We start from the raw sequence: 25,810 nt of genomic DNA, 5'->3' as shown, positions 1-25,810 counted from the left end.
ACGACCGACAGAGCCGTCTGCGCGCTCTCGCTCGCGCCTTCGCGAGCGCCCTCCTGGGCGCGAGCGAGAGCGCGCCCGCACGGAGGGACTCAACCAGCGCCGCGCGCCGACCCGCCCGGAGCGAGCGACCAGCGGAGAAAGCGTGGGGGGTGAGCAGTCACGCCGCGCAACCCCCCGCGCTTTCCCGCTGGCGTCGAGGGCACATACATTTTAGCCCGGCAGGAACCGCACCTACTGGAGCGGAAGCCCGCCCGGAATGGTCGGTCGCGAGCGACGCGGAGGGCGCCAGCGGCGAGCGGCGCGGGCCGGTTGAGAACCACCGGACAGCCGACGGCGACGACGGCCTATCCAGCCGCCGACCTGGCAGACTCAGAAAGGGTGAGGCCGCCTCGACCGTCCCCCGACCCCGCAAGCACCGAGTCCAGCGAGGCGCACAGCGTGAGGCGCGGGATGTCGAGCGGCCGAGGGCTTTCTAATAGCTGTCTCCGATACCACGCGAACAGAGAGCAGTATCTCGCGAGCAACCTCGACAGATGTGACCCTGATGGTAAAGGGAGTTAGCTGTCGATGCCCCTCAGATGTCGATGAGCCGGCCAGTCACGAACGATTCCGTCACTAATGTACAGAAAGCCGCTACTCGTCCTCGAGTGCGGTGTAGATCTCCGCGTGCCGCCGGCCATCGAGGTTCCCCATCTTGAGGGCAATCTTTCGACGCTCGGCGTCGCTCTCGGCCGTCTGATACCGCTCGTACAGCCGGCGGATCTCGGCGTCGACCGCCGTCGCGTCGCCATCGTAGACGCCGACGTTGTCAGGGGCAGCGAGATCGAGTGACGCGTCTTCAAGATCCGATTTAACAAGACGGAGGCGATGAGCCGTCTCGGCGCCGACCAGCTGCGTGACCGTCTCGAATTCGAGTTGGTCGTCGTAGTACTTCATCGCGACGAGCTCTTGGAACGGCTCATTGTCCGCGGTCTTGTCGAGATACTCGCGGAGGACCTCAACGAGTAGGTCTGCTCGGTTCGTGTCGTAGACCTCCGCAATGGCGTCGAGCCGCTCGACGAGAGACACTGGCGAGTGAAAATGAACTCGCCGCAGCTCGTCGCTTGGTTCCATACGGTGCGTACATTTCACACAGACGCTGGTAACGGTTTCGGGGCTTCCACAACGCACGCTCTGAGCGTCAGGAATCTGGGCCATCGAACGCAATCGTCGCCCTGTGCGTTCAGTTCTGCCAGGAATCGAGTGGCTGCGGTCTCGATTCGAGCGCGGTCGATGTTGTTGACGTCAAGGTCCGCCGTGGTAGTTCGAAACGGATCGACGACGACGAGCACGCGCTTGATAACAGTTCGGACGGTATCCGGGTCATATCTGTCGACGACAGTCGCCATCGCTCCGTCCATGTGGGCGTCCTGGTGGTCCACTCGTGGTGGTCTGTGCCCCCTCGAGGACGAGTTCGACGACGTCATCAACCGATTGCGTACTCGGGGTTTCCAGTGCGTTCACGAACGTCATAGGGGGGGTTCAGAGTCGGTCATCACTATGCTCACTCCGTCGCGTCTGTGTCTGTATCTTCCGCCGAGGGCTCCAATCGGCGCTGTCGGCGAACCTCCGCCAGCGTGTCTTCCAGCGTCCCGAGAGCCTCGATGGCCGCGAGCTCATCGGTAATCTCTTCCAGAAGGCGGGCTCGCTCGATCGTGTCCGCATCGCCGGCGGTCGTGTCGATTGCCTCGATCCGAAGTCGGCGCTCCTCCTGCCACCCACAGTCCCAGCACGTCCGGAGGACGTCGAGACGTTCGTCTGCAGCAGCATCAAGCACTACTTCGGTCAATGGCGTCGACGGAAGTCGGTTCGGTCCGATCTCGAGTGTGACCGGGCCACCACACGCAGGACAGTCCATAGCCCACGAGACACGCGCCGCCGTCATCAACATCGGGGACCCACGAGACGGACTCACAGACAGGGCTGTCAAGGACCCAATCCCGACACCCTGGGCAGGTCGTTGAAACAACGATCGCTCCGGTGACTCAGTAGACGAGACTGTGATCTCAAACTGATATATTTCGGAAGTCAGGACTCCAGAGATGGCCCCTCGGCCTGAGAGAGCCGGCGGCCTTCGCACATTGCATATCGCCTCTTCCTTTGGACAAAATCCGCGATATTCAAATCCGAATAACGGTCTCAAATCGTAGAAGAATCTCGTCGGGCCGATTTGAGGCAGTAGAAAATACCTCGACGAGCTACCGGTTCACCACTATCTCGCTAAAATTGCTCGACCACGGGCTAAGGGGGTGAATTCGGGAAGGACTGATGAGAGATACGAATACCCCTGTGTCAAGAACGCCTTGATTGATGGCTGCGCTCTCCCGGGAGATGCCGAAAGATACCCCCGATTCCCGAGAATCCGGGACGCTAAACCCACTCAAAGTTGCCCGACGGGGGTTTCCAGTACAAGGTAGACAGTACTACAACCCATCATCTTGACATACCGAGGGAACGGCTTGTTCACAGTCCGAACTTGACAGTGGACAAGTACAGGCTGTTAACCAACAATCCGAACCAGGAACAGAGTCTGTTGGTTAATAGTCTGCCCCCTCCACTGTTTCCGGAGCTTTTGCTGTCTTCATCCGTCCGACACAAGGCTTTTCGAGCGTCTTCGTGGAATCACGATTTTGCGCCGCCGTGCCCTCCTCGCGACCGCCGCCACGTCCCTCCCCGCAGTACTCGCTGGCTGCACCAGTCCCGGTGGGTTGGGTGGAAGCAACGCCGCTGCAGAAGCCCCTACAGCACGCCTCGAACTGACAACGATTGCCGACGCGAAACTCCCGACGAAGGTCCTCGATACAGTCCGCCCTGCTGAAGGCAACGACGAAACGGCACAACTGTTCGATCGGATTCTCGACGGTGGCGCGACAACGAAGGCGACACGGCCGCCACTGCCCGAACAGCAACATATCGCCTACCAAGACAGCGTCTACGAGCTGGCATACGAGGTGGTCAAGAATACGCCGGCCACCAGGTACTCCGTGAAGGTGGATATCGTAACCGGCACGGTGACCGAGGCAGAGGAGATCCCATACGCTGCTCTCCCCGAAGTCGATCAAGAAAAATTTGCCGCCCACGGGCTCGCCGATGGTGGTCACGACGCCTCCACGTAGCTTCAGTTACCTCAACTCGCGCTACGCTACGTCTTGATGGCCTGTTCCCAGCGACTTACAACTCGAAAAAGGGGGGCGGGGGTGAAACATTCGAGATCACCAAAGCGGCTTCACCAGCAATCATGTCCGAAGCTCGGTATTCCTCTCATTCGTGAACGGAGCCTACGAGCCTCGTTCTTTCGCGACCATTCTGGCGCTTACTACTCAAAAACGGGGGGTGTCGGTCGCCGGGATGTCTTGTTTCTACTCGAAAACGGGGGTGGGTGAGTCAGGAGATTCGACGTGCCGTTAGATCTACTGTGTAATCTCTTAGCCCTCTCCCATTTACAACTCGAAAACGGGGGGTGTGTCCTACGATTTCTTTGTCGTCGGTACTATTGATGATGCGGAGACGGTGGAGAAACGACGGAAAGGCGGGGGGTGTGGTCCCTTCAAAATCAGCGTCACCCCCGCCACCCACATCCAGTTACGACGGAAACGTGGGGTGGGGGTCCTCCCTCATCGAGTTTTACTCGTCCGGGTTGACCGGACCTATTCACACTGAGGGGTGTTGGGCAAACCGAACCCATTCACACTCTGGGGGGTGTCGCCTGCTACGTCTCTAATGGTACTGAAAAGAACATCAGACTACAGTTCCATCTCGTCTACTCGTCGGGATTCACCGGCCCTTTGTACTTCGACGTCACCGAATCGCCTTCCCGCCACTGCCAGTAGTAGTAGCGGTTGTCGTTGATCTCCTTGATCGTGATCGTCGCCTTCGCCGGCACGTCGTCTGGGAGGTCATCGGGGCGCTCCTCGACGTCGGCGTCGTCCGCTTCCTCCTCGAGACGGGCTTCCCGCTCTTTGTGTTCGGCCAACGCCTCGGCGTAGCTGGCAGCGTCCCGAAGATGCTCCGGTGTGGCTTCATTGAGCGTGTTGACGATCTCCGTCGGGAGGTTCGCCGGTGGGGGCGGTGGTTCGTAGGACATCGGCTACTCTCGTGTTAACCAACACGGCCCATGAACCCATAGTTTTGTTGGTTAAGCCGATGGGGGCGGTTCTCGCGATTGTTGGCTGTAACACTACTCGAAACTTCTTTATATACAAGTTTCGTACTATGTTACACCGTGCTCCGGCGCATCGAACTCGAGGTCCTCGCTACGGTCGACCGCGGCGACACGATCTCCGAGATCGCGACGAAGCTCGACCACAGCGAGAGCTACCTCTCTCGTGCCGTCGGCGACCTCGTTGAGAAAGGGCTCGTCTACACGGAACGCGACGGCCGCCGAAAACGAGTTATCCCGTCGGATGCTCGCGCCGTCGAGCTCTACCAGGACCTCGTCCGCCAGCACTCCCACATCGAGTTCCCCGAGCTGCTGACCGGCAAGGCACTCGAGGTGCTGTACTACCTCGACCAGCCGCGAACCGTCTCCGAGATCGCCGACCGAAGCGACAATTACCGCAACACGGTCAACCGCGTCCTCAAGCGGTTTCGCGACCGTGGGCTCGTCGGGACCGTCGACGGCCACTACGAGTTCAACGCCGACTTCGACCGCCTCCACGAGTTCGCGCGTGAACTCACACATCATCTACATCGCCAGCGCCTCGAAGCCGTCGCCCCGAAGGGCACGATTCTCTGGGAGGACTACGACGAATTCCTCGCCCAGGCTGAGACGGAGATCGAGGCAGAGGGGTTCCACGAAACCGGCCTCGGTCGGTTCGCGGCCTTCGACCTCCAGTTCCTGCTCACCGGCCACCGCTACTACGTCTACTCCGAGGACCTCGACGTAGTCTCACCGGCGGAGCTCTGCTGTCACACCCTCTTGATCGACGACGGCAGCCGCCACCGCTCGTACTGTCTCCTCCTGCTCAGCCACGTCGACGTCGACGAGGCGGACCTCCGAGAGCAGGCGGCGAAGTATGGTCTCGAAGACGAAATCGACGCCCTGCTCCGCTACCTCGAGACGTACGGCGAGGTTGATGACGAGCGACTCCCGGAGTGGGACGAGTTCCAGGAGCTGGCGGCTAACTACGAGGTGCCACTACCACAGTAAGCTCACTACGGCCTAAGGACCGTGGTGTTCACCGTGGACTCCCGCTCTAGCCGAATCCGGCAGGGGCTTGACCCCGTTCGCGTTCAGCATCCCGGTGTTCAAGCGCACGCCTACGGGTGCGCCTCCTTCGCCGCCAGTTTGGTTGCGAAGGAGTCGATAGCCGATGTTTTTGGCTGCGTTGTAGTCCGCGTGGTTCTCGTACTCGCAGGACTGACAGCAGAACGCGTCCTGTGCGGGGCGGTTGTCCTCGTGTGTGAACCCACAAGATGAACACCGTCTCGACGTGTTCTTCGGGTTCACTTGCTCAACCTGGATCCCGAGTACCTCGGCCTTGTACGAGACGTAGTCGTACAGGCGACGGAACGCCCACTCGTGGAACTTACGGGCATCTGGCATCCGATCGCGGATATCCGTCAAGTTCTCGAAGGCGATCACCGTGCAGCCATTTTCAGCTGCCTCGTCTACGAGTTCGTTCGCGACACGGTGAAGATACTGCTTGAAGCGTCCCGTCTCCTTGCGTCCGACCGCTTGGACGTTCTCATGAGCCCACCGCGACCCACACTCTTGGAGCGATTTGCGGCGCTGAACGTACTCCTGTCGCCAGTGGTTGAGTTCGTCGGCAGACCAGAACACGCCAGTCGAAGTAACGGCGATGTTCTCGACCCCGAGGTCCACACCGAGAACCGTTCCGTTCTCGGCTGGAACGGGGTCGTCCACATCCGCCTTTGTTCGGACGTGGAGGTAGAAATCGCCACGGCGATAATGGAGTGTCGCACCAGTAGTCTCCCACTTGTTGCTCCGCAGATATTCGGAGAAGGGCGTTTCACCGGTTACCTCGGGAATGACGTACTCGACAATAACGCGTCCATCGACGGTAGATAACGAGGCGTGGTCGTCGTGGAATGTGGCGTTTCGCTGGTTATATTCCACGAAGGGCGAGGTGAACGTGGGCAATGAAGCGTACTCACCTTTCGACCACTTCGCGAGCACACTTTCAAGTGCGTCAACGGCACGGTCGCGAGCCGACTGAACGTGGTTGCTGTGAAGCCGTGTCTGCTCGCGTAGTTCGTCGTAGGTCAGGTCGTGCAGGACGGACTTTCGGGTTTCGGCCCATTCACCGTCCCACGCGGCATCTACGACATAGTTGGCGGCCCACCGAAACTCGTCGATGGTCTCGTGAAGCAGTTCCGCCTGCTCTTCGGTCACATCGAGTTTGACCGGAACAGTGCGGTGGACCTCCATATACATCACAACACAACCTGTGATTAAAAGTATTAATAAGATATAGTAGAGAGTCAACCCTGCCATGGACCGTGAGACGACTCACGAGTGCTGGTTTTCTCCCGTACCCGTAGTTTCGGGCACCTCTATTGATTTACTATGAGACCAACATTCGGACGTGAGTACATCGAGAACGAATTCCAGCGAATCGGGGGCGGGCTATCTGAACCGCTCACAGTCTACTTGATCGGTGGTGGCGCGATGTCGCTGCGCGACCTCAAGGGGGCGACGAAAGATATCGACCTGGTCGTCCCGGATGGCGACGCGTACGGTCAGCTGTGGGCCGTCCTGATGGATCTCGGGTATGCGGAGGTTCAATCGCTGGATCCAGATTACCGGGCGCTGGGGGCGACGAGCTGCGTCGAGAACGCCGATGGGTGTCGCCTCGACATCTTCAACCAGCAGGTCGCGAACAAGCTCGTGCTCACCGACGGGATGCAAGAGCGCAGCGAGCCGTTCCTCGACACGGATCGACTGACGGTCCGGCTAGTCAGCAACGAGGATATCTTCCTGTTCAAGGCGATCGCCGGCCGCGACGACGACATCGAGGACATGAATATGCTCGTGCAGGCCGGCCTCGATTACGACGTCGTCCGGGCTGAACTCGAAGCCCAGATCGAACGCCTGGGGGACGATCAGTTCGCCACGTTCGCGAACGAGGCGCTGGTCGAACTCGAGGAGCGGTACGGAGTGACCACACCGATCGAGGACCGCGTCCAGGAGCTCACGAACAGGTACTACCGGGGGCTCGAAGTCCTCCAGGCACTCGACGAGCCGATGACCGTCGGCGAACTGGCCGCCAAACTGGAGCTGGATACTGACGAGGTTCACGACCGGATCGCGTATCTCTCAACGTTCGACCGGGTCCGTCGGGATGGCGACACAGTCCGTCCCGTGGAGTAGTCTGGCCACGACTACGGGGAGGGAAGGCGGCCGTCTGGTCGGGGAACGCGGCCCCGTTTGATCTCGTGATCGACGCGGCGCAGGTGCTTGCAGCCGCCTTCGGGTGAACGTTGCTGCCAGTCGGGACAGGTACACGATTCGTCGATGACGTCGACTTCGTACCGGTTCCCGGACGCAGACTGTACCTCGTAGCGGCCACCCTTCGAGAGGAGTGAGACGTCCATCGCTTCGGCGACGGCACGCTTCGTGCGGGGCTCAAGATCGTCCTCCGACTGTGCGTTCTCGTCGACGACCAGTCGGTCGCGAACGTCGCCCGTTCGGCCACCGTCCGGCGCGACGGCTTCCGCAGGACCACTGAGCCGCTCGTGGAGCACTTCCTCGACCGGATGGCCTTCCTGCCACAGGTAGTGGACCTCACGGCGCTCGCGATGGTCGTAGGAGCCGCACGCCGCTGCGCTCCCGGTCCACACTCGCCAGGCACCGAGCGCGGTCATCACGTCGACGATGTCACGGGGAACCGTCTGGTGGTCGTCCGGGAAGAACACCCTGAAGCGGGTACACGCTTCTTGCGGCGGGACGGTCTCCCACCAGTCTTCGCTGGAGCCCCAGCTGTCGTACATCGCGTCGTCGCTCCCGTAGCCCACCGTGACGCCGTCGATCGGCGTCCAGCCCGTCGGGAGATGGTCTGCCTGCCCCTCGAGTATCCGGAGGACGGCGTATCGAAGGTACTCGTGGGCTTGGTTGTCCGTCGTTCGAGCGACCTGATCGTGCTGCTCGGCGACGTGCTTGGCTTCCTCGAGGACCGTTGTGAGATAGGCGTCAGTCATGGTTCGCGGAGGTCAGAATGCGCCTCCGCCCCTCAGCGGGCGCAGAAAAACGCAACCTTTCCCCCGCAGTAGCAGCCGACGACGTACGCGACAGATCCGGTATCGGCAATGTAACCGACTGATATGCGTAGTAAATCGCTTATTATCCGCCCTATAACGTGTTGTCCGTATATGATTTCATCAAATATCTCTAGATGACTTGTTAAATATATCAGTATATCTACCTTCATTCGTAAATTCTGGGTTGGGACTGAGAACGAAGACTACATCGATGCCGAGTAGTTTACAGGGGATACGAGTCGAATGCAACTGGGCTTGACCCGAGGCGGTTCACGCGTCCGTGATTTCTTCTACGAGTTCGGCGGCATACTGCGCTGCCTCCTCCGCGTTCGCGCCGAGCACGTAGGTGATCGGTTCGATACCGAACGCGCCCTCATGGTACAGTACCCGGGGTGCCGACTCTCGGTCGGCAAACCGTTCGCGGAGCCGGCGCTCGCGATCCTCGTAGTCGGCGTCGAACTCCATCGTTTCAATCCCGCGCTCGCGAGCCGCCGCCAGGAACGCACTTTCGGTAGCAAGATTGACCGCCCCCCGAAGATCTGGGTCGACCGCGGCCGCCGCAAGGAGGACAGTGGCGACGTGTCGGGACGCTCCAAATTCCGGGTTCGCGGGCACCTCAACGCGGCCATCGACAGCGTAGATACGTCCGGGGATCGCCGCCACGTCGGTCGGCGTCTCGGCGTCCGGGGGCGCGGCGCCGATGTTCGAGCCGACGTTCGGAACGAACGCAGCCATCCCGGGCGTAGTCGAGAGCGTCCGCGCGGCCGAGCGCACATCGGCGAGGGCGGCCCGCTCGGCGCGTACCGACGGATCGACGCCACGAACGCAGAGATCGCAGCCGAGCCCCGCTATCTCGGGCATTCGCGTCTCGTGGATCTCACAGATCGGTCCGCGGTCCTCCAGGGCACGGACGAGGTCCAGTATGTCGGCAAGGGCCTCGTACCCGTCCAGTTCGTCGGTCGCAAGCCCTTCGGCGACCCGCTCGACGGCCGCTCGCGTTCGGGGATGTTTAGCGATGCGCGGGTCGGTGGCGGTGTCCTCGCTGACGTACGTTGAGACAGCCGCTTGCGTGACGCCCAACTCGTCGGCGATCTCCTGTTGGGTGAGCCCGTATCGCTGGAGTTCGGCCGCAAGCTCGACACGGAGGGTCGGGAGAACATCCTCCACGACGATCTCACTCGGGAGCGTAAACGGCACGGTTAGACACGCCCCGCGAGCGTCAACACGTGCCTCGTGACCGTCTCGGCGTCGGGTGCGAGCACACGCACCACTGGCTCCTTTCCGACGGCGCCACGATCGTACACCGCCACGGGGGTTCCGTCCGCCTGCTCGAAGGCGCGCCGAGCGGCCCATCCCATTGTCGAACGCTCCTCGTCTGGCTCGGGCTCCTCGCGTCGATCAATCTCCACCACGACTCCCGCAAGGTCGTCCAGCCGTTGTTCGATCGCCGTGTCGAACCGACAGTTGACCGCGAACCGCAACACGGGGTCGAACTCGCGCGCGCCGTGCAGGAAGCGCGCAACGTGACTTGAGGCGCCAAAGCGAACGCCGCGGTTGGGAGACACCCCAGAGAGGGTTCGAGTGATTCGCCCCTCAACCGCGGCCGTCTCCTCGGGTGATTCTGCGTACGGCGTCGCCCCGACCACATTCATCCCGACCTCGGGAACCGCGGGCGAGGCATCCGTATCGACCAACCGCCGGACGACGGACTCGACAGCCTCGGCCGTCCGGTCGCGCGCCGCCCGCTCCCGGAGCGCGACGAGGTGATGGACCGCTCCTGGTCCCTCGCCAACGTCATGGTTGTAGCGAATCGCGCGCGCGAGCAGGTCCGTCCCCGCTTGGACGGCCTCGATGAGAGGTTCGCCGTGGGCGAGCCGGGCCGCGACGGCGCTGGCGAGCGCGCACCCAGAGCCGTGGGTCGCGTCGGTGTCGACACGCGGGTGCTCGAACGTCTCGACGCTGTCTGCGGTGACCAGCACGTCCTGGACAGTATCGCCGGCGACGTGGCCGCCCGTCAGGAGGACCGAATCGACGCCGGTCTCAAGGAGGACGCGGCCGGCTTCGACGGCGCTCTCCTGGCCATCGACGGCGACACCGGTCAGCAACTCGGCCTCCTCGGCATTTGGTGTGGCGAGTGTCGCGTGCGCGAGCAGTTCCTCGTAGGTCCCCTCTGCCTCGGGGTCGAGCAGTCGGTCGCCGCTGGTGGCGACCATTACTGGGTCAACGACAGTTGGCGCCGCCAGATCGGCAGCGTGGTCGGCCACGAGCTCGATGACGGGTTCGGTGGCGAGCATCCCAGTCTTGAGGGCGTCGACCGCGAAATCGTCGCGGACGGCCTCGATCTGGGCCGAGATCTCCTCGAGCGGAAGTACATGGGTTGACTCCACACCACGAGTGTGCTGGGCGGTCACAGCGGTGATTGCGCTCGTTGCAAACGCGCTGCAGGCTTCGGCAGTTTTTAGATCTGCCTGCACGCCGGCGCCGCCGCCCGAGTCGCTGCCCGCGACGGTCAACACAACGGGTCGCGTATCTGGTGCTGGGGTTCGCACAATATAACTGGGTTATACAACCTGAACATAACACTTTTGCGGTCCTCGGTCTAGCGTCCTGATGTGACATTCACCGACGAACTACGTGCGGAGGCCGACGGTTACTGGTCGGCGATTCTCGATCACCCGATGGTGCGCCGACTCGGGGACGGCACCCTCGAGGAAGCGCCGTTCCGTCACTGGGTGCGCCAAGATTACGTCTACCTGATCGAGTACAGCCGGCTATTCGCGCTCGGCGCTGCGAAGGCGCCAGATCTCGAACGCATGGGCCGGTTCGCGACGTTGCTCGAATCGACCGTGAACACGGAGATGGACCTTCATCGCTCGTACGCCGCCGAGTTCGGCATCGACGAGGATGAGCTGGCGGCGACCAATCCCTCGCCGACGACCCGTGGGTACACAGACTTTCTCGTCCGAACGGCCTCCCACGGAACGTTTGGTGACCTCGTTGCCGCGCTCTTGCCCTGTATGTGGGGCTTTAACGAGACCGGAACGCGCCTCGCAGCGCGTGGGGTGCCGGAGCACGAACAGTACGCAGCCTGGATAGAGATGTACGCTGGCGAGGAATTCACCGAACTCACGACGTGGTGCAAAGACCTCATGAACGAGGTGGCCGCAGAAGCCAGCGACGCCGAGCGGGATCGCTATCGCGACCTGTTTGGGATATCGGCCCAGTACGAGTACCTGTTTTGGGATGCCGCCTGGGAGAGAGAGGGGTGGCCGCTATGACGACGCAGAGATCGGACGGGACGGATGTCCCGGTCGACTTCGAGACGTACGCCACGGCGGCGGAGGGGGGCGCAGAGGGCGCGCGATTCACTGACTGGCTTCGGGCCCGCGCGGAGCCGCAGTGGTCGACCGCCATCGAGGGCCGGTTCACCGAAGAGCTGATCGAGGGAACGATAGCCGACGACGTATACAGCCGCTACCTTCTCCAGGATTACGTGTTCGTCGAGACGCTCGTCGGTACGTTCGGCCACGCGGTCGGGGAGGCCCCGACGATGGCCGCGAAGTCGCAACTCGTGACATTCATGGAGTCGCTGACCGCTGAGGAGAACGACTACTTCGAGCGGTCGTTCGACGCGCTCGGCGTGGCCAAGGAAGCGTACACCAACCCGGAAACGACGGCCACGACCCGTGCGTTTCAGGACGTACTGGAGCGGGCGGCCCGCGAGGGCGGCTATGCCGAGATCCTCGCGGTGCTCGTGCCCGCCGAGTGGATCTACCGGGAGTGGGCGACCGCCGCCGACGCGGTGCCCGAGCCGTTCTATCTCGGGGAGTGGATCGATCTTCACGCGAACGAGGGGTTCGTCGCGTTCGTCGACTGGCTACGCGAGGAACTCGACCGGGAGGGCGCGGCCGCATCCGGTCGCCGACGCGCACGGCTCGACCGGCTGTTCCGGCGGACGGTCGAACTGGAGGTCGCGTTCTTCGAGTCGGCCTACGATGCCGACATTGGGAGCAATCTGGGTGAGAAAGAATGGTGACGCCGACAGCTGCACTCGGGCTCGTCGTGGCGGTGCTCGCCGGGAGCGCCGCGATCGGGGTATGGTACTCCCGCGGTCAGGTCGGGTCAGTCGAGGATCTCATCACTGCCCGGGGCTCGATCGGCGAGCGGCGGATGACCGGGACGCTGGTGGCGTCGGTAATGGGAGTCTGGATACTCTTTTCGGCGCCAGAGGCCGGCGCGAGCTTCGGGATCGCTGCGGTCGTCGGCTACGCCGTCGGCGAGGCGGTTCCGATGCTCGCGTACGCCCGGATCGGGCCGCGAATCAGACAGCTCATTCCGGACGGTCACTCGCTGACTGAGTACGCCCACGCGCGTTACGGGACCGCGATGTACGCGTTCATCCTTGTGGTGTCTGCACTCTACATGTTCGTCTTTGTAGCCGCTGAACTCACGGGAATTGCGGGTGCGCTCTCGCTCGTCGCCGGCGTCCCACAGTGGCAAACAGCCGTGTTGGTCGGCGGCATCGTGCTCCTCTACACAGGCTACGGCGGGCTCACGGCGAGTATTGTCACAGACACCGTGCAGGCATTGCTCGTGATTCCCCTACTCGTGGCCACGTTCATCGCCGTCCTCGTAACTGTCGGCGGGGTTGGCCCTGTCTACGACGGGGTCACCGCTGCGAACCCGGCCCTGCTTGACCCCGGGTTCATCCCGGGCCTGCAGTTCGGACTCGCGCTCTCGTTCGCCATCCTCGGTGCGGAGCTGATCAACCAGACTTGGTGGCAGCGGGTGTACGCCGGCGAGAGCGACGACGTCGTCCGGCGCGGCTTCCGAACAGCTAGCGTGACGAACGGTGCGCTCGTGTTCTTGGCTGCCCTGTTTGGCATCGTCGCAGTCGGCAGCACGGATATCGTGACCGACGTGACGAGCGCGGGCTACAATGCCGATGTCGCACTGTTCGTGCTTCTCGAGGAGGCCTTCCCGGAACCGGTTGTCCTCGGGGTGACGCTGCTCGCGTTACTGCTTGTAATCAGCTCTGTCGACACGCTGTTCAACGCGCTGGCGAGCCTCGTCGCAGTCGACCTGGGGCGGCTCACCGCAGCGGACGATCGACGGCTCCGCCTCGCCTCCCGACTGTTCACCGTCGCTGTGGCGCTCGCAGCGGTGTACGTCAGCCTCCGGGCCCGGAGCGTGCTTCGGCTGTTCTTCTTTGCGGACCTGCTGGGCGCAGCCGTCGCGTTCCCGCTCGTCTATGGGCTCTACTCGGAGTCGATCACTGGCCGCGGCGCGCTCACAAGCAGTATCGGCGGGCTGACTGTCGGGCTGGCGTACTTCCCCGATCTCCGCGGCGCGCTCGCGGCGGTCCCGGTCCTCGGCGATGCACTCCCCGCGGCGGATCCGTTGTACCTGACCTCCTTCGCGGGCGCATTCTGCGTCTCAACCGCGCTGACACTGGTCACAGCGCGGCTCTCATCGTCGGCGTTCGACCTCGAAGGTCTCGCCGGCGAGGTCGGTCGCATCGACGACGACCCTACGGAGCCGGCCGACTGACGGCGGTCGGCTCGTTCAGGAAAGTTCGACGACCCGATCGGCCCACGTCCGGAGTGATTGCAGTGACGTCCGCTCGTTTCGTGAAACAGAATCCTCGATGCCGAGTTCGTCACTCTCGAAGGCGTTACAGACGGTGACCGACGCGTGGTCGCAGTAGTCGGTCAGTGCGTCCGCACGGTCGGCGTCCGCCTGGAGCGCAATCGTCGCGTCGTTGACAAACACCGCCGTCGGATTCGCCGGCGCCGCCGCAAGCACGCGGAACGCGCGCTCGGCATTCCCCCGAGCGAGCGTGAGTGCGCCGTCCTCGGTGTCGCTCTCCGCGCGTGGGGCGTCGACCTCCACGACCCCATGGAAGGCATCATCAGGGACCGACGTGAACCGGCTCAGCCGTCCACCCAGAACGGTCCCGTCCCGTTTCAGTTCGGGTGCAAACTCCAGGACAACGACACCCGACGGTCCATTCTGTCGGACCCAGCGGCCGAGGGCTCGTGCCGTTAGCCGGGTCTTGCCGACGTTCGAGGGGCCGAGGATGAGCGTCGACCCCTCCTCGAAAACGTCTCGCATCGAATCACCCGGCCGTGCGGTCGGCGCGTCGCCACCCGGCTGCCCACTCACGCACGAACAGCGCGAGTAGAGCGAGCGTCGCGAGACCTAGCACGACTGCGAACAGGGTGACGAACGCAGGAGTCGGGGCGAGCCCATCGGTCAGGGTCGCTGCAGTGTCCCGGACGGAGTTGGCCGCCGTTACACTTGTTACACCTAGTAAGATGACGCCCGAGCCGGTCAAGAGCCGCGAGGGAGGCCCACCAGGAACGTCGTACAGGAGATACAAAACGAGTGCGAGGACGAAGGGTGTCCCAGCAAGTCCGAGTGCCAACGCCTGAACGAGCAATGGAATGAAGTTCCCGCCGACGAACGCGCCCGCGGCCGAAACCAGCGCCGTCCCGGCCAACAGCGCCCGGTACCGGCCATCATCGACGGTGGTTCCCCATCCCAGCTTGTCCGCGAGCAAGAATGGCGGGACAACCGTGTTGCCGCCGAGGGTCGAGACGGCGGCGCCGAGAATGCCGACGAGGAACAACGTCACGGCCGCGCTCCCCGCGACAGGCTCCAGCGCTGCCGCGGCCGCGGTGGCCTGTGGGGCGACATCTCGGCCGCCCAACGCCCCGGCCACAACCAGAAAGATGGAGAGGCTGTACAGCCCGAACGCGGCCAGCATCGATGCGCCGGCGTCGAATCGCGCCAGCCCGTAGTCGTCGCTGCCCCACTCTCGGGCCCGCATCGTGTACGTGTGCATTGTGACGAGCGTAATGTGGACGGCGCCTCCGAGCACACCTGCGACGGTGACTGCCGCGCCCGGCGGCGTCGTCGGCACCAGCCCTGCCGCGGCGGCGGCCGGGTCCGGCGGAACAACCGCGAGTGTCGCGACGAACACGAGCACGACAGCCGAGACAACAACTTTCGCCCCGATTTCCGCGACTCGGTACCCACCGCCTGCGAGTCCGACCGCAAGTACGACTGCCCAGAGCACGCCCCAGACCGGCGGAGTCAGGCCGAATAGTGAGGTCGACACGTCCGCGAGCCCTTTCATGATCAGCAACTGGGCCACACCGGCGACGATTACGGTGTCAACAACGAGCAGCCACGCCCACCACTTGCCGAGGCGGTCCTCGACGGCCCGGACGATTCCCCGCTCAGTAGCTGTCCCGAGCCGGGCGGCCAACAGCAACGCGACGAACCCCACCGGCGCAGACAGTACCACAACCCACAGGAGGTCGTATCCGTAGCCGACACCAGCGGCCACGAGCGCGCTAATCGTGGCCGGACCGGCTGCGATGGCACCCGCGAGCCACGCTGGCCCCATGCCCGAGAGCCGCTCATAGAGGCGGGTGAACGCCATCTCAGACACACCCCGGGAATCGATCGCCGGTGGCGTATGGGACCAGGGACTGCTGGAAGAGAATACCCACCGGTTCCATCGGCACGCGAATGTGAGACGTTACCCACTCGACCTTCACGCTCGATTCCAATCCGTCGGTGACAACATCTCCCTCACGTTGATACTGTTTGAACTGATCATCGGTGATTTTCATAATACTGGGTTGTATTCGCCAGTAATATACGTTGGGATTGACCGACTCAGGCATTCGCCGGAGACTCCTTTGGTGACCGGAACCCGACACGTCATGTTTGCTCCTCAGAGCACCGGATTGGGGTCGCCTCTTGCTACATAATATTTAAAACACAGTCGCAGCTATCCCTGACAGAGCCATCTCTGACAACCACTAGAAGATCGCAGTTCCTCATTATTCCCTGAAAGTCCTTGTCTGTGACTGTGAAAAATTTCAATCATCAGACGGCCGAAAGCCCGCTATCTGTTGATTAACCGAATTAGCGAGTAGGCGGGTCTTCGAGAACGTCGATGAGTTCTTCTGCCGTTCGACTAATCCGCCCGAGCCGCTCGCGAACGACCTCGGGATCGTCAGACTCCCAAGCAGCCAAGTAGAACGCCGACCCGCTGGTGTCGAGACCGCAGTAGCGCCCGACGACGTACGCGACGGCTTCGGCCTCCACTTCGCGTTTCGACCGTTCGGTATCGTCGTCGACGTCGAAATGGAGTAGGGCGTGTGCGTACTCGTGAATCAACGTCCGTGCGAGATCGGCGTCGTTCTCCCGATCGCGGACCTCAACGCGCGGCTGCATATCGACGAGACTGAGCTGCTCGCAGATACCCTTCGCCTCACCGTGCGTCCACTCCGCTTCCGGGACGATTCGAACCGTCACACCGAGTTCATCTGCGGCGTCGGTCAGCCGATCGATGAGGTTGCCGGCGTCCCCGGTCGCTGCCGTGTCCAGGTCGGGAAGCGGCTCGCCCTCGGTCTGGGAGACATCGAACACCGGCGCGGGCTTGAACCCGACGAGACCCTCGGACCACTCCTCGGGTGGCGTCTCGTCGTACTCACAGTCACTGTCCTCGTGGTAACTCGGCGAGTTCTCGCACTCCGGGCACTGCGTGGTGATGATCGGCGCCCAGATCCAGATGGCCGACTCGCCCTCCGTGACGTGGCGATCGAACTCCTCCTGCCACGTCCGGTAGCCCGCAACCCGGCTCGCCTCGGGGCACTGCCGCTTGATGAGGAGCGTGTTCCGGTAGGAGTAGTCGTGGAAGCGACTCTGGAGGTCGAGCCACTCTTGGAACTCCTCGCTGGCCTGCGCGTCGTCGACGCCGGCGACGAGGTCGTCGATCCACTGTTCGATGGTACTGTTCATCTCGTCGTCTCGCGTGTCGGTCTCCTCGAAGGAAACCGACGAGTCACTAGTCGTAGCCATTGTGTTCACCGAATCAAGTTCACGGCGACTGCGTCAGTTCAGAACGCGCCGCACCCTTCAGGGGCGCAAAAACAGAAATTCACCAACTGGCTCTCCAGCCGTCAGCAACGTGTTCAGTTTCACTCCACTTTCCAATATTTTACACTACACGTCTGAGTACACTGTTCCATGAGCAAGTGGGCAGATTACGTAATCACTGCAGTTAGATACAGTGGTGACTCTATCGAACAAGTTCGGGTATATGAGGACGATGGAGATCAACTGGTCAACCGAGATACGAAATCGCGAATGGCCGTCATCCTCAACTTATCGGTTGGACAAGAGTACTGTACGGCGTATAAGAATGACAATGGGAAATGGACAAAGGGTGACGATGTCGGAACTGTAGAAGTTGACGGGACAACCTACCTTCGGACTGACGGGAACAACATCGCGAGCGACAATCTGGGCGAACTGCCCGAGTTCTAGGGCGCCTTGGGATCGCGTAGAGAGCGTTTTTCATCGGCCAATCCGACCGTGACGAGGTACTCGAGGAAGTCGTCGAAGCGCTCGACGTCGCTGGGCGTGTCGGTCGCGAGGTGCCGCGCCCACTCGATGGCCCACTGGAAGGCGGGATCTGTGCCGCCCTTGCCATGGATGTACCACCAGCGAGCCGCTTTGAGGACGACCAGGGGGTTCGTCGGCGGCTGTTCGCTCGCTAGACCACGGGTGATCGACTCGATTTCGTCGGGGACATCGGCGGGATCGATATTCCCGGACTGGGTGTTCGAGATATCGATTGGAATCTCATCGATTGAAACGTCGTCTGCAGTTTGTTGCTGACTCACGGAAAGTCACCTCTGGACGAAGGCTCACGACCGAGCCTCCGCCCTCTCCCGGGGCTCGAAAAACAGCACGCTGCGTCATGCCGGCGGGATGTAGACGCTCTGTTCGCCGGCGATTTCCTCCAGGTTGTTCCGGTGATGGTGACTGAAGTAGCACTCATAGCTGCAGTATCCACAGATTGCGCCGGTATCGTATTCGGCGACGTACGGGCCGCGGCGAGTTCGCCAGACGTTCGCCCCGCACTCGGTACAGGCGGCGCCCTCGAGATCGGCAGGACTCGGTCCCTCGTACTCGACGTTGAGCCCCTCGTCTTGCGGTGTCGATTCGGGCCAGATTCCGTGGGTCCTCCAAAACTCACGGACGCGGGCGAGGCTGTGGCGCACCGTCTTTCGTACGGTGACGTGGTCGGCGTCGCGACCGCTGTCGTCCCAGCCGTCGGCCGTCCAGAATTCACCGAACTGTGCGCCACGATGCAACCCGTTCCAGTCGACGCCGACGATGTCGGCCGGTGGCTCGTCAGTGAGTGTCGGTCGGGTCAGCTGTCGAATGGAGTCGAGCTGCTTGGGCGGGCTCCCACCGAGGATGTGGACGCGCCGCCCTCTCCAATCGGCTGGGTCGGAGAACTCGTGGGCCAACCGGTCAGCATAGCCTCGCGAGTAGCCAAGAACAAGAGTCTCGGGTATTGCGTCGATCACCGCCTGCGACTTTGGAACGACGATGAGCTGGGCCTCGGGATAGCTCGCTTGGATCTCGCGAGCAGCAGCGACGTGGGCGTCGACGTCGTCGAGTTCGTCGACGTCCCCGATGACCCCGACCTCTGGTTCGTACTCGAAGAAACGGTCGATGAACCGCTCCAGATCGGGATTTCGAAAATCGTTGTCGAGCATCCCGACGGGGAGGCTGAGGTTCTGAAACTGCGTCTCTTGATACCCACAGTCCTCGCGAAATCCGGGGAGAAATCCGAGGGCTAGAGCATCGGCGACGAACGGAGCTCGATGCAGAAACGCCACATAGTCTGCTTGTCTGGCGGCGGCGATTTCGCGGGCGGTGCTGGCGCTGGAGCTCAGCTCAAGGGACATGATTAGGCTCGCGAGGCCGCTGCTGGCAGCCCCGCACCCGTTCAGGGGCCTGAAAAACCGAGGCACAGCGCTTTAACCAACGATAGGGAATTAACGCGGAGTGTGTTGGTTAAGAACAGAGCTTACTCTTTGTCCTCACGTAGCTCTTCAGCCTTCCACTTGAGCTGGCGAAGGATCTGCGTCCGATTCTGGTGAGCGTTCTCGTAGGCAACACACTCTTGCAGGGTCTCCATATCGGGAATCGTCGCGATACCGGCCTTGATCAATCGGTAATTCGGTGCTTCGAGGCGCTTCTCAGGCGGGAATTCGTCGTCACTCTCGTCGCTGATTGTGGCCTGTTCCATCTCGGTAGCCCTCCACCTCTCTAGGGCGAGAAAAACAGAACAGACGACTACGTCACTGATGCGGCGTCAGACCATCGCCTCTTGGAACCGCTCACGCAGTGCGTCCTCGCGTTCTTCGAACTGCTCGACTTTCTCCTGCAGGTCGTCGCTGACGCGCTCGATGCTCGCCAGCGCTCGCTCGCCGGCCGCGAGGCTTGCGACCCATCGTCGCCGTCCGCCGCTAACTCCTGCTCGTACGCCTGCTCGACGCGCTCGATTGTGCCTTCCGGGTTGAACAGGATGTCGTTGGCGATCCGAACGTATTGATCGAGGGATGCCCCCTCTTTCCCCTGGAAGAAGTGGGTGAGGGCGTACGTCGCGCCGGAATGCAGCGTCCACATATCGATCTCGAAGGGGGACGCCGCATTGGCTTCTGCATCGCCAGCGGCACGCTCGGCCGGGTAGTCCGGGAACCCCAGCAGGGTGTGAACTGTCTCGGTGCCAAATCTCGAGACTTCCCGTGGATTAGTCAGACACTCCCGCGACACCATCGGTCTGATGCCCTTGATCGGTGTCGTGGGTCACGGTCGGGGCGTCCACGGCCCCCGATGCCTGCCGTCGCACCTTCCGCACTTGGGGAAGGCTGTTGAGAGCAGGCACATCCCATTCTTGATGCTTCTTGATGCCTTTGACAGCCACGTTGACGCTCGCACCTCGGTCGCTGTGGTCTTGATGCTCACAGTCCTGACACTTGAACCGCTTCTTGTTCCGGTTCCCACGCTCCGTATGTCCACATATCGGACACCGCTGACTCGTGTATTCAGGGTCAATCCACGCCGTTGGAACGCCCTCGAAGGCGGCCTTGTACGATGTGTAGTATTGGAGCGCACGGAACGGTAGATGGTGCAAGCGTCGGTTCATCCGGGTGCCATAGTCGATACTGTCGCGCATCTCTTTGAGGTCTTCAAAGACGATGCACGGCTTCTCGAACTGCTGGCACCACTTCACGATGTGTCGACTCACCTTGTGGAGTCGGTCACGGACAAACCGTTCCTCTCGTCCTTCGAGCGAATCGTGCATACTCGGCTTTGCGGCGTTCTGAACCCGCTTTCGCATCGTGAAGTACCGGTGGCGCTCGGACTTGATTTCAGGGAAGTCAATGACCAGCGTATCTTCAACGCCATCTGCTGACAGTGCCGACACTGCCACGTTGCCCTCGTTAACGTCCAGGCCGATGACCGTCCGAGAGTCCTCTTTGTTTCGAACGGTGTGCTCGGTATTCGTGACGTTGACGTGCAACTCGGGCGTTCCATCGTGAAACAGTGCTTCCGCTGTCCCGATGTTCCACTCGTCGCTAGTGAGTGCCGCCCGCAATATGTCGAGATGGGCGTCGTCGCCTTCCAGGACCCCGTTAACGTGCTTGTACGGTTTGGCACTGATACGGAACCCAACAGATGCGTCGTCACAGAGCGTGAGGTTGTAGCCCTCTTCGTAGTTGGCTCGAAGCGGGTACGCACCGTCCTTGGTGTGGCTCGGCGGGCCGAAGCCGTCGTACTTGTGGTAGTTCTCCATCGCACCGAGTGCCTTCGCAACAATACGCTGTGTCGTATTTTTCACGAGGTCGGCGTCGTCAGCCACGCGGTCGGAGATTTCGTCCCAGTCTACGCCCTGCTTGGCGAGACGGATGGTTTCGTTGTACACCCACCTCGATTCGACCGTGGCGTCTTCCAGCAGACTCTCGTTGTCACTCTGGATATTCAGCTGGAAATCCAGCGTCTTCACGAGAGTCTGGTCGTGTGTCATTCGCTCCAGTCGGATATAGCACTGTATTCCCAATGAATATCAGCCATCCACGGTGAAAGTGGACCATTCATCCGAGTTTACAGCCTTCTACCTCAGGGTCAAGTCCCGAAGCACTTGGATTGTCGCTCCCGTGTCGCTCTCGGTACCATTCGGGTAGTTCGGTGTCGGTACGTCCATCGACGCCAGCGAAGATGGTTCTGGACTCTGGATCTTTCATCTCAGTCACCTCACTTGAGGAATCCTCGTCGACGTGCGACTGCATCGTCTCGCGCCCTGCGCCCCTCTCCCGGGCGCAAAAACAACACCACGTTAACCAACACCCGAGCTAAACTCTCCCACGTTGGTTAAACTGAAAATTGGGCTAGTCTGGCGTGGCCGAAAATTCCATCCTCAGAATGGGTCTTGAATTCGGAAGTCCCCTGTACCAAGGACCACCTGCCCAGCACCACAAGTCCGATTACTAAGTGCCGACAGCAACGGTTGATGAGCAGCACTGCGTCATTTTTTGATATTATATGTATTGATAATCACTCCGTTAGGATGATTACGATTACGTTTGGAACGTATTGTAGAGCCGTTACATGGCAGATCTAACCAGAATTCTCGTGCCAATTCGATATCCTCTCACCGACCAGAGCGCGCAAACCCTTGCAGCAGCTGGCCGACTCGCACATGACCACACACCAGCGGATCTTCGGGTTCTCCACGTCAATTTGTACCAAACAGGGGACAGAACACAAACGGAGGAACTCACCCATGCGATCTCGGCGACGCTCGATGGTGTCGAGGCATCCGTAACTACACGTCAAGGCTTTCTCGTCGAAGAAGTGATTCTCGAGGAGGCCACTCAAACTGATACCGACATCATTGTCGTTGGTGCGAATCAGCAGGCAACATGGCAAAAAATCCTGAGTAGAATCCTTCGGAACGGTCCTGCAGTCGGTGCATTCCTTCGTGAGAACACAGCTGTAGATACCGACGTTATGGAAGTAGACCCCGCGGCTGAGATTCCTACCGTCGAGTCAGCCTAACAAGTATAGGTGGAAACATCGAACCGCGATTTCGAGACTTAGTCCTGGATGAGTTTTTCGCATTCCCCAATGAACGTATTGAGGTCACGTGCCGTTTCAGGCTCGAGAGAGACGATGATGCCACGGTCGTTTCCTTTCGGGAAGTGGATAATAATCGCTTCTTCAAACAACCGGACTGTGGCATTGAGTTCTCCGAACGGGAAGGAGCGTTCCTCTTTTGGGGACGATTCTGGGCGAATGCGCCTTAGCATCCGATCGATTTGGCTCGTCAGACGTGTTTCTCTCACGTCTTCTCGAAGGTGTAGAATATCGGTATCGTTTCCATCGTAGCGAACTGTCCCACGATGGTACTCACCGGCCTTCCTTTCGAGGTAGTCAATTAACGCACTTTCAGCCATATTCGGATATTATCAAGCTTCATCTTAATGCTGGTTCCCCCAGATCGCGCTATTGATACTCACGCCTAGAATGCAAGCATTGGAAAACTCTACCAATAGCTGAGGGTTCCTTGAAAGGCCGATGTCCAATGGTTGCTATTGACGTTCCTCCATCACGATTGCCCTCGCTTCCGCGACGAGTCCGTGGGCATCGGCCATTGCCTCAGCATCAAGTGCAACCGCGGCCCCAACCCCGTCTTCGAGAACAAAATTCATCTCGATAACGTTCTCAAAACACTGCACAAGACAGGTGAGTTGCCCGTGGTCTTCCGAGTAGGTGTCCTCATAGATTGGCGCAGTTAATGATTCCATCCGAGAATCATCGATCGCGGATTCAATCTCTTCAGTAGTATACTGCTCAGCGACATCATCTCTGAGATAGACGATATCGTAGGACTCCTCCTCGTACTTCACGATACTACGGAGATTCTCGTCCGTTCGTTGCTCGAAGAAGTTCTCGAGGCGGGTGGCCATCCTTGTCGCCATATTACCATCTCTCGTCTCTTTCACTATATGTCTACGGCAAAGAAAGCGACGTAATATTTCGAATATTCGACTTCTAAGGGTCAGTACTCCGCTGACGACGAACCTGTTCAGGATTTGGAACCTAGGGGTGTGCTTCCCAGCAATGCCGAGCGTGGCTTTGCGGTGAGTCGAACTCTCTACTACAGGATCCACACTCGTAGGTGGCATCGGGCCAGGGCTCGCTGACGAACATCGCTGTCACCGTCGTCGCCACCGGCTCGGGGGCCTCGTTCCGCGTAACGTACCTGTAGCCGAGAACCGTCCGTTGGCCCATCGCTGTTCGGGCGATCTCGGTGGGCTTGTCCTCGGGGAGGTACACCCAGCGGACGAAGTCGTCGACCGATTTCTTGGCTGAGGGCTGGAGGATGAACCATCGCTCGTGGTCATCTCGGAACAGGTAGCGTTCGGTCCCCCTGTTTTGGAGGTATAATGGGTCACCCCTGCCGGGGACGAGCTGCAGTCCGAGCGACGGCGATACCGGCTTCAACAGCTGGTCGACGACCGATGGGCCGTCATCTGTCTGGCTGTCCGAATCTGGCTCCGCTACGAATTCATCGAGACTGGCATTCGTGGTCACGGGGACCACCTCCCGAGTGAGGCCTGTTCCCGGTCGGACTCAGCTGGGACCTCGCAGAGAAACCGCCACTTCGGCTGCTCTCGGATCTGCTTATCGGGGCGATTTCCCGCTTGGCCGGGGTCCGTTTTACCGGCACAGTGCCAGCCCTTGTCTCTGAGCGCTTTGATCATCGAGCCGTCGAAGTCGGCTCGCACGAACGTCAGCAGGAGCCGAACGCCTCGTCGCCGACCGTGCCGACGCACGAATCGTTCCATCGACCGGGCGAGGGCGGCAGAGGCGAGATTGGGGAAATCGACGCCGATACAAATCCGTGCTGCCTCGACGATTTCGTCGCCCTCGAATCGCATCCCGTCGTACTCCAGTGAGCGAATCAGCGGATAGCGCCACGTAATCGCTCCTAGTAGCTGGTTCTGATAACAGAGTCCGTGATGGACGAGATTCGTCCGGGGGACATCGTCCATATAGGAGTGATGTGCTTCGTAGATCGCGCCAGCGACGTGGCGCGGGATCGATTCGATATGGACGCGCTCTGCGAACCGCAAACCGAGCGGCGCCGTGACCGGCTGGCCTTCCCGATGAATGGGACACGAACATCCACCCTGGGTAGGCGTATACTGGAAGCCGGTACTCCGTATTCCGTCTAGAGAGTGAGTTTGGGTCACGAGTCGGTGTCGTCGGTGCGCTCCTGTCGGTCGTTGTATCGCTCCAATTCGCGCCCGATTTTCTCGAGTGCCTCGACACCACGTTCGAGGAGCTGGTGGGTGGCTCGCGCCAGTCGAAGCGTCTCCATCAGCGCTCCCCCTCCGGAGGTTCGATGAGGTCGTTGCTCTCTTCGGCGAGTTCCCGGATTACCCGTTCCACGTCAGCATCCTCGGCAACCGTCCGATGTGCGAGCGGGGCAGGATATGCACGGTCGCCCTGGCTGCAGAGTACGACCAGCCACTCCTCGCTTCCATCTCCGAGTACGATGTAGTGGTCGCAATCAGCGCGCTGGAAGACCCGCCGGTCCGGGCGGGAGACAGCTCGCCAGTTCTCGGGGAGCGTCGGTGACGGCCGTCCGCCGTCGGCGAGCGCGACGACGTCGTCGGTGAGGGTCGCCATCGCGGCGTCGATCTTCTCGCCGGTGAGGTGCCAGCACGCCGCTGCACCGTCGCACTCCAGCTGCGAGACCACCTTATTCCGGAACGCGATGTAGTGCTCACGGGCGACCTGCTCGTCGCCGTAATAGTCAAGCAGGAGTGCGCACGCGAGCTGAGCGGGCCCGCTACCACTATACCCGACTTCGAAGCCGTTCGGACTGTGATTGACGAGGTCGAGACTGCGGTCGGGGGTGAGTTCTGTGTCCTCAGGACGGCGAGTGACAACGAGCTCTCCTCCCCGACGTCGTCCAACATATCCCGTCGTCATTTGAATCGCCCCTGTTCGTCGCGCTCGCGATCCGACACGTCCCAATCGTGGTCGGTTGGCTTAATCTCGGACCCGAAGCCGTGTCGTTCGGCGTGCTCGGAGTGACTGAGGAGTTCGAGATTCTCCGGCCTGTTGTCCCACCTGACTCCATTTTTATGATGAACGTGCTTGTCCGCGACGGCGTCGAACCCGCGTTCTGCCACCATTACGAGCCGGTGAATGCCGACGGAATCCGTCGTCCCACGATAGTTTGTGGCACAGATGACATAGCCACGGTCGGTGAACACAGCGGGATGCCGTCGCCGGTTCGGGGCCGCCTCGCGTGCATCCCGACGAGGGATGTCGAGCTTCTGCATCCACTTCGAGACCGTCTGTTGTGTACATCTCAATACATCCGCGATCTTGACCGTACTCAACTCCTGTTCCCAGTAGAGTTCGTAGAGGAGCGATTCATCTCGCCAGGGGTACTCTGAATCGGTCATTGCTCGGTGACGGGGAGTGAATTCCCCCGCACCCCCTCTCGGGGCAATAAACACTATCGACCCGAAATCGTACTTGAATTTTAGCCCGATAAATAGCCTACAGGAAGCCGGAAGCACCCCAATGACCTACCAACGTATACGGGTGTTTCTATCAGGTCATAGACTCGTTTAGCGAGTCGTGC

At 61.0% G+C, this 25,810-nt stretch carries 30 protein-coding genes and 2 pseudogenes; 8 read left to right on the top strand and 24 right to left on the bottom strand.

Annotated features, from left to right (window positions below; translation table 11 throughout):
* Nucleotides 1–633 precede the first annotated feature (633 nt).
* The 3 genes and pseudogenes from K6T36_RS15720 to K6T36_RS15710 all read right to left on the bottom strand — a co-directional run bounded on the left by K6T36_RS15720 (nt 634) and on the right by K6T36_RS15710 (nt 1,930).
* Nucleotides 634–1,113, bottom strand: a complete 480-nt coding sequence (locus tag K6T36_RS15720) for a hypothetical protein (RefSeq protein WP_486606367.1) — start codon at nt 1,111–1,113, stop codon at nt 634–636.
* A gap of 92 nt (nt 1,114–1,205) precedes the next feature.
* A pseudogene (locus tag K6T36_RS15715) lies at nt 1,206–1,525 on the bottom strand (DUF8158 family protein); the annotation flags it as partial.
* Nucleotides 1,526–1,543: 18 nt separating this feature from the next.
* Nucleotides 1,544–1,930 (bottom strand): DUF8105 family protein, encoded by a 387-nt coding sequence (locus tag K6T36_RS15710; RefSeq protein ID WP_222923650.1) that lies wholly within the window; start codon nt 1,928–1,930, stop codon nt 1,544–1,546.
* 739 nt (nt 1,931–2,669) lie between these two features.
* Between K6T36_RS15710 and K6T36_RS15705 the strand changes: the two genes are divergently transcribed.
* A complete protein-coding gene (locus K6T36_RS15705; protein WP_222923649.1) occupies nt 2,670–3,155 on the top strand; it encodes a hypothetical protein in 486 nt (161 codons plus the stop codon).
* 644 nt (nt 3,156–3,799) lie between these two features.
* On the opposite strand, the gene K6T36_RS15700 is transcribed toward K6T36_RS15705, so the two are convergent.
* Nucleotides 3,800–4,123, bottom strand: coding sequence for a DUF6788 family protein (locus K6T36_RS15700; RefSeq protein WP_222923648.1), 324 nt, complete (start codon nt 4,121–4,123; stop codon nt 3,800–3,802).
* 138 nt (nt 4,124–4,261) lie between these two features.
* On the opposite strand from K6T36_RS15700, the gene K6T36_RS15695 reads away from it, so the two are divergent.
* Nucleotides 4,262–5,188, top strand: coding sequence for a MarR family transcriptional regulator (locus K6T36_RS15695; RefSeq protein WP_222923647.1), 927 nt, complete (start codon nt 4,262–4,264; stop codon nt 5,186–5,188).
* A gap of 12 nt (nt 5,189–5,200) precedes the next feature.
* Here K6T36_RS15695 and K6T36_RS15690 read toward each other — a convergent pair whose 3' ends face one another.
* Nucleotides 5,201–6,430, bottom strand: coding sequence for an RNA-guided endonuclease InsQ/TnpB family protein (locus K6T36_RS15690; RefSeq protein WP_157501737.1), 1,230 nt, complete (start codon nt 6,428–6,430; stop codon nt 5,201–5,203).
* Nucleotides 6,431–6,568: 138 nt separating this feature from the next.
* Here K6T36_RS15690 and K6T36_RS15685 point away from each other — a divergent pair, with 138 nt between their 5' ends.
* Nucleotides 6,569–7,372 carry a DUF6036 family nucleotidyltransferase gene (locus K6T36_RS15685; protein WP_222923646.1) on the top strand — a complete coding sequence of 268 codons (804 nt, stop codon included), beginning with the start codon at nt 6,569–6,571 and terminating at the stop codon, nt 7,370–7,372.
* A gap of 11 nt (nt 7,373–7,383) precedes the next feature.
* Here K6T36_RS15685 and K6T36_RS15680 read toward each other — a convergent pair whose 3' ends face one another.
* From K6T36_RS15680 to thiD, 3 genes are all read right to left on the bottom strand, one after another.
* Nucleotides 7,384–8,199, bottom strand: coding sequence for a hypothetical protein (locus K6T36_RS15680; RefSeq protein WP_222923645.1), 816 nt, complete (start codon nt 8,197–8,199; stop codon nt 7,384–7,386).
* A gap of 330 nt (nt 8,200–8,529) precedes the next feature.
* Nucleotides 8,530–9,456 (bottom strand): thiamine-phosphate synthase family protein, encoded by a 927-nt coding sequence (locus K6T36_RS15675; RefSeq protein WP_222923644.1) that lies wholly within the window; start codon nt 9,454–9,456, stop codon nt 8,530–8,532.
* Nucleotides 9,457–9,458: 2 nt separating this feature from the next.
* Entirely contained in the window at nt 9,459–10,808 is a 1,350-nt protein-coding gene (gene thiD / locus K6T36_RS15670) for a bifunctional hydroxymethylpyrimidine kinase/phosphomethylpyrimidine kinase (protein ID WP_222923643.1), read from the bottom strand.
* 63 nt (nt 10,809–10,871) lie between these two features.
* On the opposite strand from thiD, the gene tenA reads away from it, so the two are divergent.
* Genes tenA through K6T36_RS15655 form a run of 3 tightly spaced genes read left to right on the top strand, consistent with a single transcriptional unit; the run spans nt 10,872 to nt 13,809 of the window.
* Nucleotides 10,872–11,537 (top strand): thiaminase II, encoded by a 666-nt coding sequence (gene tenA, locus K6T36_RS15665; RefSeq protein ID WP_222923642.1) that lies wholly within the window; start codon nt 10,872–10,874, stop codon nt 11,535–11,537.
* Nucleotides 11,534–12,295 (top strand): TenA family protein, encoded by a 762-nt coding sequence (locus K6T36_RS15660; RefSeq protein ID WP_222923641.1) that lies wholly within the window; start codon nt 11,534–11,536, stop codon nt 12,293–12,295. The genes tenA and K6T36_RS15660 overlap by 4 nt, the downstream gene beginning before the upstream one ends.
* On the top strand, nt 12,289–13,809 hold the full coding sequence (locus K6T36_RS15655) for a sodium:solute symporter family transporter (RefSeq protein WP_222923640.1): 1,521 nt from the start codon (nt 12,289–12,291) through the stop codon (nt 13,807–13,809). The genes K6T36_RS15660 and K6T36_RS15655 overlap by 7 nt, the downstream gene beginning before the upstream one ends.
* Before the next feature lie 15 nt (nt 13,810–13,824).
* Here K6T36_RS15655 and K6T36_RS15650 read toward each other — a convergent pair whose 3' ends face one another.
* The 4 genes from K6T36_RS15650 to K6T36_RS15635 form a co-directional block, all read right to left on the bottom strand.
* Entirely contained in the window at nt 13,825–14,373 is a 549-nt protein-coding gene (locus tag K6T36_RS15650) for a hypothetical protein (protein WP_222923673.1), read from the bottom strand.
* 4 nt (nt 14,374–14,377) lie between these two features.
* Entirely contained in the window at nt 14,378–15,709 is a 1,332-nt protein-coding gene (locus tag K6T36_RS15645; RefSeq protein WP_222923639.1) for an NRAMP family divalent metal transporter, read from the bottom strand.
* Between the two features lies 1 nt (nt 15,710).
* The gene (locus K6T36_RS15640) at nt 15,711–15,902 is read right to left on the bottom strand and encodes a hypothetical protein (protein ID WP_222923638.1); all 192 of its coding nucleotides are present in this window, start codon (nt 15,900–15,902) and stop codon (nt 15,711–15,713) included.
* 298 nt (nt 15,903–16,200) lie between these two features.
* Entirely contained in the window at nt 16,201–17,139 is a 939-nt protein-coding gene (locus K6T36_RS15635) for an ArdC-like ssDNA-binding domain-containing protein (RefSeq protein ID WP_222923637.1), read from the bottom strand.
* A gap of 168 nt (nt 17,140–17,307) precedes the next feature.
* Between K6T36_RS15635 and K6T36_RS15630 the strand changes: the two genes are divergently transcribed.
* Nucleotides 17,308–17,607 carry a DUF3892 domain-containing protein gene (locus tag K6T36_RS15630; protein WP_222923636.1) on the top strand — a complete coding sequence of 100 codons (300 nt, stop codon included), beginning with the start codon at nt 17,308–17,310 and terminating at the stop codon, nt 17,605–17,607.
* Here K6T36_RS15630 and K6T36_RS15625 read toward each other — a convergent pair.
* The 5 genes and pseudogenes from K6T36_RS15625 to K6T36_RS15605 form a co-directional block, all read right to left on the bottom strand.
* Complete coding sequence (locus tag K6T36_RS15625) at nt 17,604–17,966, bottom strand: DUF8013 domain-containing protein (RefSeq protein ID WP_222923635.1); 363 nt, start codon at nt 17,964–17,966, stop codon at nt 17,604–17,606. The genes K6T36_RS15630 and K6T36_RS15625 overlap by 4 nt on opposite strands.
* Before the next feature lie 75 nt (nt 17,967–18,041).
* Nucleotides 18,042–19,043 (bottom strand): DUF6610 family protein, encoded by a 1,002-nt coding sequence (locus K6T36_RS15620; RefSeq protein WP_222923634.1) that lies wholly within the window; start codon nt 19,041–19,043, stop codon nt 18,042–18,044.
* Nucleotides 19,044–19,165: 122 nt separating this feature from the next.
* Nucleotides 19,166–19,387: a DUF8129 domain-containing protein gene (locus K6T36_RS15615; protein WP_222923633.1), complete on the bottom strand. Its 222-nt coding sequence runs from the start codon at nt 19,385–19,387 to the stop codon at nt 19,166–19,168.
* 66 nt (nt 19,388–19,453) lie between these two features.
* Nucleotides 19,454–19,854 (bottom strand): annotated as a pseudogene (locus K6T36_RS15610) (hypothetical protein); the annotation flags it as partial.
* Nucleotides 19,855–19,891: 37 nt separating this feature from the next.
* A complete protein-coding gene (locus K6T36_RS15605; protein ID WP_222923632.1) occupies nt 19,892–21,169 on the bottom strand; it encodes an RNA-guided endonuclease InsQ/TnpB family protein in 1,278 nt (425 codons plus the stop codon).
* Nucleotides 21,170–21,750: 581 nt separating this feature from the next.
* On the opposite strand from K6T36_RS15605, the gene K6T36_RS15600 reads away from it, so the two are divergent.
* The gene (locus K6T36_RS15600) at nt 21,751–22,200 is read left to right on the top strand and encodes a universal stress protein (RefSeq protein WP_222923631.1); all 450 of its coding nucleotides are present in this window, start codon (nt 21,751–21,753) and stop codon (nt 22,198–22,200) included.
* A 38-nt stretch (nt 22,201–22,238) separates the two neighbouring features.
* Here K6T36_RS15600 and K6T36_RS15595 read toward each other — a convergent pair whose 3' ends face one another.
* From K6T36_RS15595 to K6T36_RS15570, 7 genes are all read right to left on the bottom strand, one after another.
* Nucleotides 22,239–22,598 carry a DUF7522 family protein gene (locus K6T36_RS15595; RefSeq protein WP_222923630.1) on the bottom strand — a complete coding sequence of 120 codons (360 nt, stop codon included), beginning with the start codon at nt 22,596–22,598 and terminating at the stop codon, nt 22,239–22,241.
* Nucleotides 22,599–22,733: 135 nt separating this feature from the next.
* Nucleotides 22,734–23,147: a DUF7522 family protein gene (locus K6T36_RS15590; RefSeq protein ID WP_390182302.1), complete on the bottom strand. Its 414-nt coding sequence runs from the start codon at nt 23,145–23,147 to the stop codon at nt 22,734–22,736.
* A gap of 97 nt (nt 23,148–23,244) precedes the next feature.
* The gene (locus K6T36_RS15585) at nt 23,245–23,739 is read right to left on the bottom strand and encodes a hypothetical protein (protein WP_321170480.1); all 495 of its coding nucleotides are present in this window, start codon (nt 23,737–23,739) and stop codon (nt 23,245–23,247) included.
* Nucleotides 23,736–24,200, bottom strand: coding sequence for a hypothetical protein (locus K6T36_RS15580; RefSeq protein WP_222923628.1), 465 nt, complete (start codon nt 24,198–24,200; stop codon nt 23,736–23,738). The genes K6T36_RS15585 and K6T36_RS15580 overlap by 4 nt, the downstream gene beginning before the upstream one ends.
* Nucleotides 24,201–24,397: 197 nt before the next feature.
* Nucleotides 24,398–24,529, bottom strand: coding sequence for a hypothetical protein (locus tag K6T36_RS19090; protein WP_008458061.1), 132 nt, complete (start codon nt 24,527–24,529; stop codon nt 24,398–24,400).
* On the bottom strand, nt 24,529–25,146 hold the full coding sequence (locus K6T36_RS15575; RefSeq protein ID WP_222923627.1) for a DUF6166 domain-containing protein: 618 nt from the start codon (nt 25,144–25,146) through the stop codon (nt 24,529–24,531). The genes K6T36_RS19090 and K6T36_RS15575 overlap by 1 nt, the downstream gene beginning before the upstream one ends.
* Complete coding sequence (locus tag K6T36_RS15570; protein ID WP_222923626.1) at nt 25,143–25,628, bottom strand: HNH endonuclease signature motif containing protein; 486 nt, start codon at nt 25,626–25,628, stop codon at nt 25,143–25,145. Before K6T36_RS15570 ends, K6T36_RS15575 begins: the two co-directional genes overlap by 4 nt.
* Nucleotides 25,629–25,810 lie beyond the last annotated feature (182 nt).

The sequence above is a fragment of the Halobaculum roseum genome (genome assembly GCF_019880245.1).
GTDB lineage: Archaea > Halobacteriota > Halobacteria > Halobacteriales > Haloferacaceae > Halobaculum > Halobaculum roseum.
Note: the sequence above shows the minus strand (reverse complement) of the source record. Positions and strands in the feature narration are given on the sequence as shown.

Excerpts from the sequence above, each read along its gene's own strand:
- K6T36_RS15680 (WP_222923645.1), bottom strand. The coding sequence starts at position 8,199 with ATGACTGACGCCTATCTCACAACGGTCCTCGAGGAAGCCAAGCACGTC.
- K6T36_RS15580 (WP_222923628.1), bottom strand. The coding sequence starts at position 24,200 with ATGGACGATGTCCCCCGGACGAATCTCGTCCATCACGGACTCTGTTAT.
- K6T36_RS15660 (WP_222923641.1), top strand. The coding sequence starts at position 11,534 with ATGACGACGCAGAGATCGGACGGGACGGATGTCCCGGTCGACTTCGAG.
- K6T36_RS15685 (WP_222923646.1), top strand. The coding sequence starts at position 6,569 with ATGAGACCAACATTCGGACGTGAGTACATCGAGAACGAATTCCAGCGA.
- K6T36_RS15640 (WP_222923638.1), bottom strand. The coding sequence starts at position 15,902 with ATGAAAATCACCGATGATCAGTTCAAACAGTATCAACGTGAGGGAGAT.
- K6T36_RS15700 (WP_222923648.1), bottom strand. The coding sequence starts at position 4,123 with ATGTCCTACGAACCACCGCCCCCACCGGCGAACCTCCCGACGGAGATC.
- K6T36_RS15645 (WP_222923639.1), bottom strand. The coding sequence starts at position 15,709 with ATGGCGTTCACCCGCCTCTATGAGCGGCTCTCGGGCATGGGGCCAGCG.
- K6T36_RS15635 (WP_222923637.1), bottom strand. The coding sequence starts at position 17,139 with ATGGCTACGACTAGTGACTCGTCGGTTTCCTTCGAGGAGACCGACACG.
- K6T36_RS15615 (WP_222923633.1), bottom strand. The coding sequence starts at position 19,387 with ATGGAACAGGCCACAATCAGCGACGAGAGTGACGACGAATTCCCGCCT.
- K6T36_RS15690 (WP_157501737.1), bottom strand. The coding sequence starts at position 6,430 with ATGGAGGTCCACCGCACTGTTCCGGTCAAACTCGATGTGACCGAAGAG.
- K6T36_RS15595 (WP_222923630.1), bottom strand. The coding sequence starts at position 22,598 with ATGGCTGAAAGTGCGTTAATTGACTACCTCGAAAGGAAGGCCGGTGAG.
- K6T36_RS15720 (WP_486606367.1), bottom strand. The coding sequence starts at position 1,113 with ATGGAACCAAGCGACGAGCTGCGGCGAGTTCATTTTCACTCGCCAGTG.
- K6T36_RS15650 (WP_222923673.1), bottom strand. The coding sequence starts at position 14,373 with ATGCGAGACGTTTTCGAGGAGGGGTCGACGCTCATCCTCGGCCCCTCG.
- K6T36_RS15570 (WP_222923626.1), bottom strand. The coding sequence starts at position 25,628 with ATGACCGATTCAGAGTACCCCTGGCGAGATGAATCGCTCCTCTACGAA.
- K6T36_RS15600 (WP_222923631.1), top strand. The coding sequence starts at position 21,751 with ATGGCAGATCTAACCAGAATTCTCGTGCCAATTCGATATCCTCTCACC.
- K6T36_RS15630 (WP_222923636.1), top strand. The coding sequence starts at position 17,308 with ATGAGCAAGTGGGCAGATTACGTAATCACTGCAGTTAGATACAGTGGT.
- K6T36_RS15605 (WP_222923632.1), bottom strand. The coding sequence starts at position 21,169 with ATGACACACGACCAGACTCTCGTGAAGACGCTGGATTTCCAGCTGAAT.
- K6T36_RS15655 (WP_222923640.1), top strand. The coding sequence starts at position 12,289 with ATGGTGACGCCGACAGCTGCACTCGGGCTCGTCGTGGCGGTGCTCGCC.
- K6T36_RS15620 (WP_222923634.1), bottom strand. The coding sequence starts at position 19,043 with ATGTCCCTTGAGCTGAGCTCCAGCGCCAGCACCGCCCGCGAAATCGCC.
- K6T36_RS15710 (WP_222923650.1), bottom strand. The coding sequence starts at position 1,930 with ATGTTGATGACGGCGGCGCGTGTCTCGTGGGCTATGGACTGTCCTGCG.
- K6T36_RS19090 (WP_008458061.1), bottom strand. The coding sequence starts at position 24,529 with ATGGAGACGCTTCGACTGGCGCGAGCCACCCACCAGCTCCTCGAACGT.
- K6T36_RS15575 (WP_222923627.1), bottom strand. The coding sequence starts at position 25,146 with ATGACGACGGGATATGTTGGACGACGTCGGGGAGGAGAGCTCGTTGTC.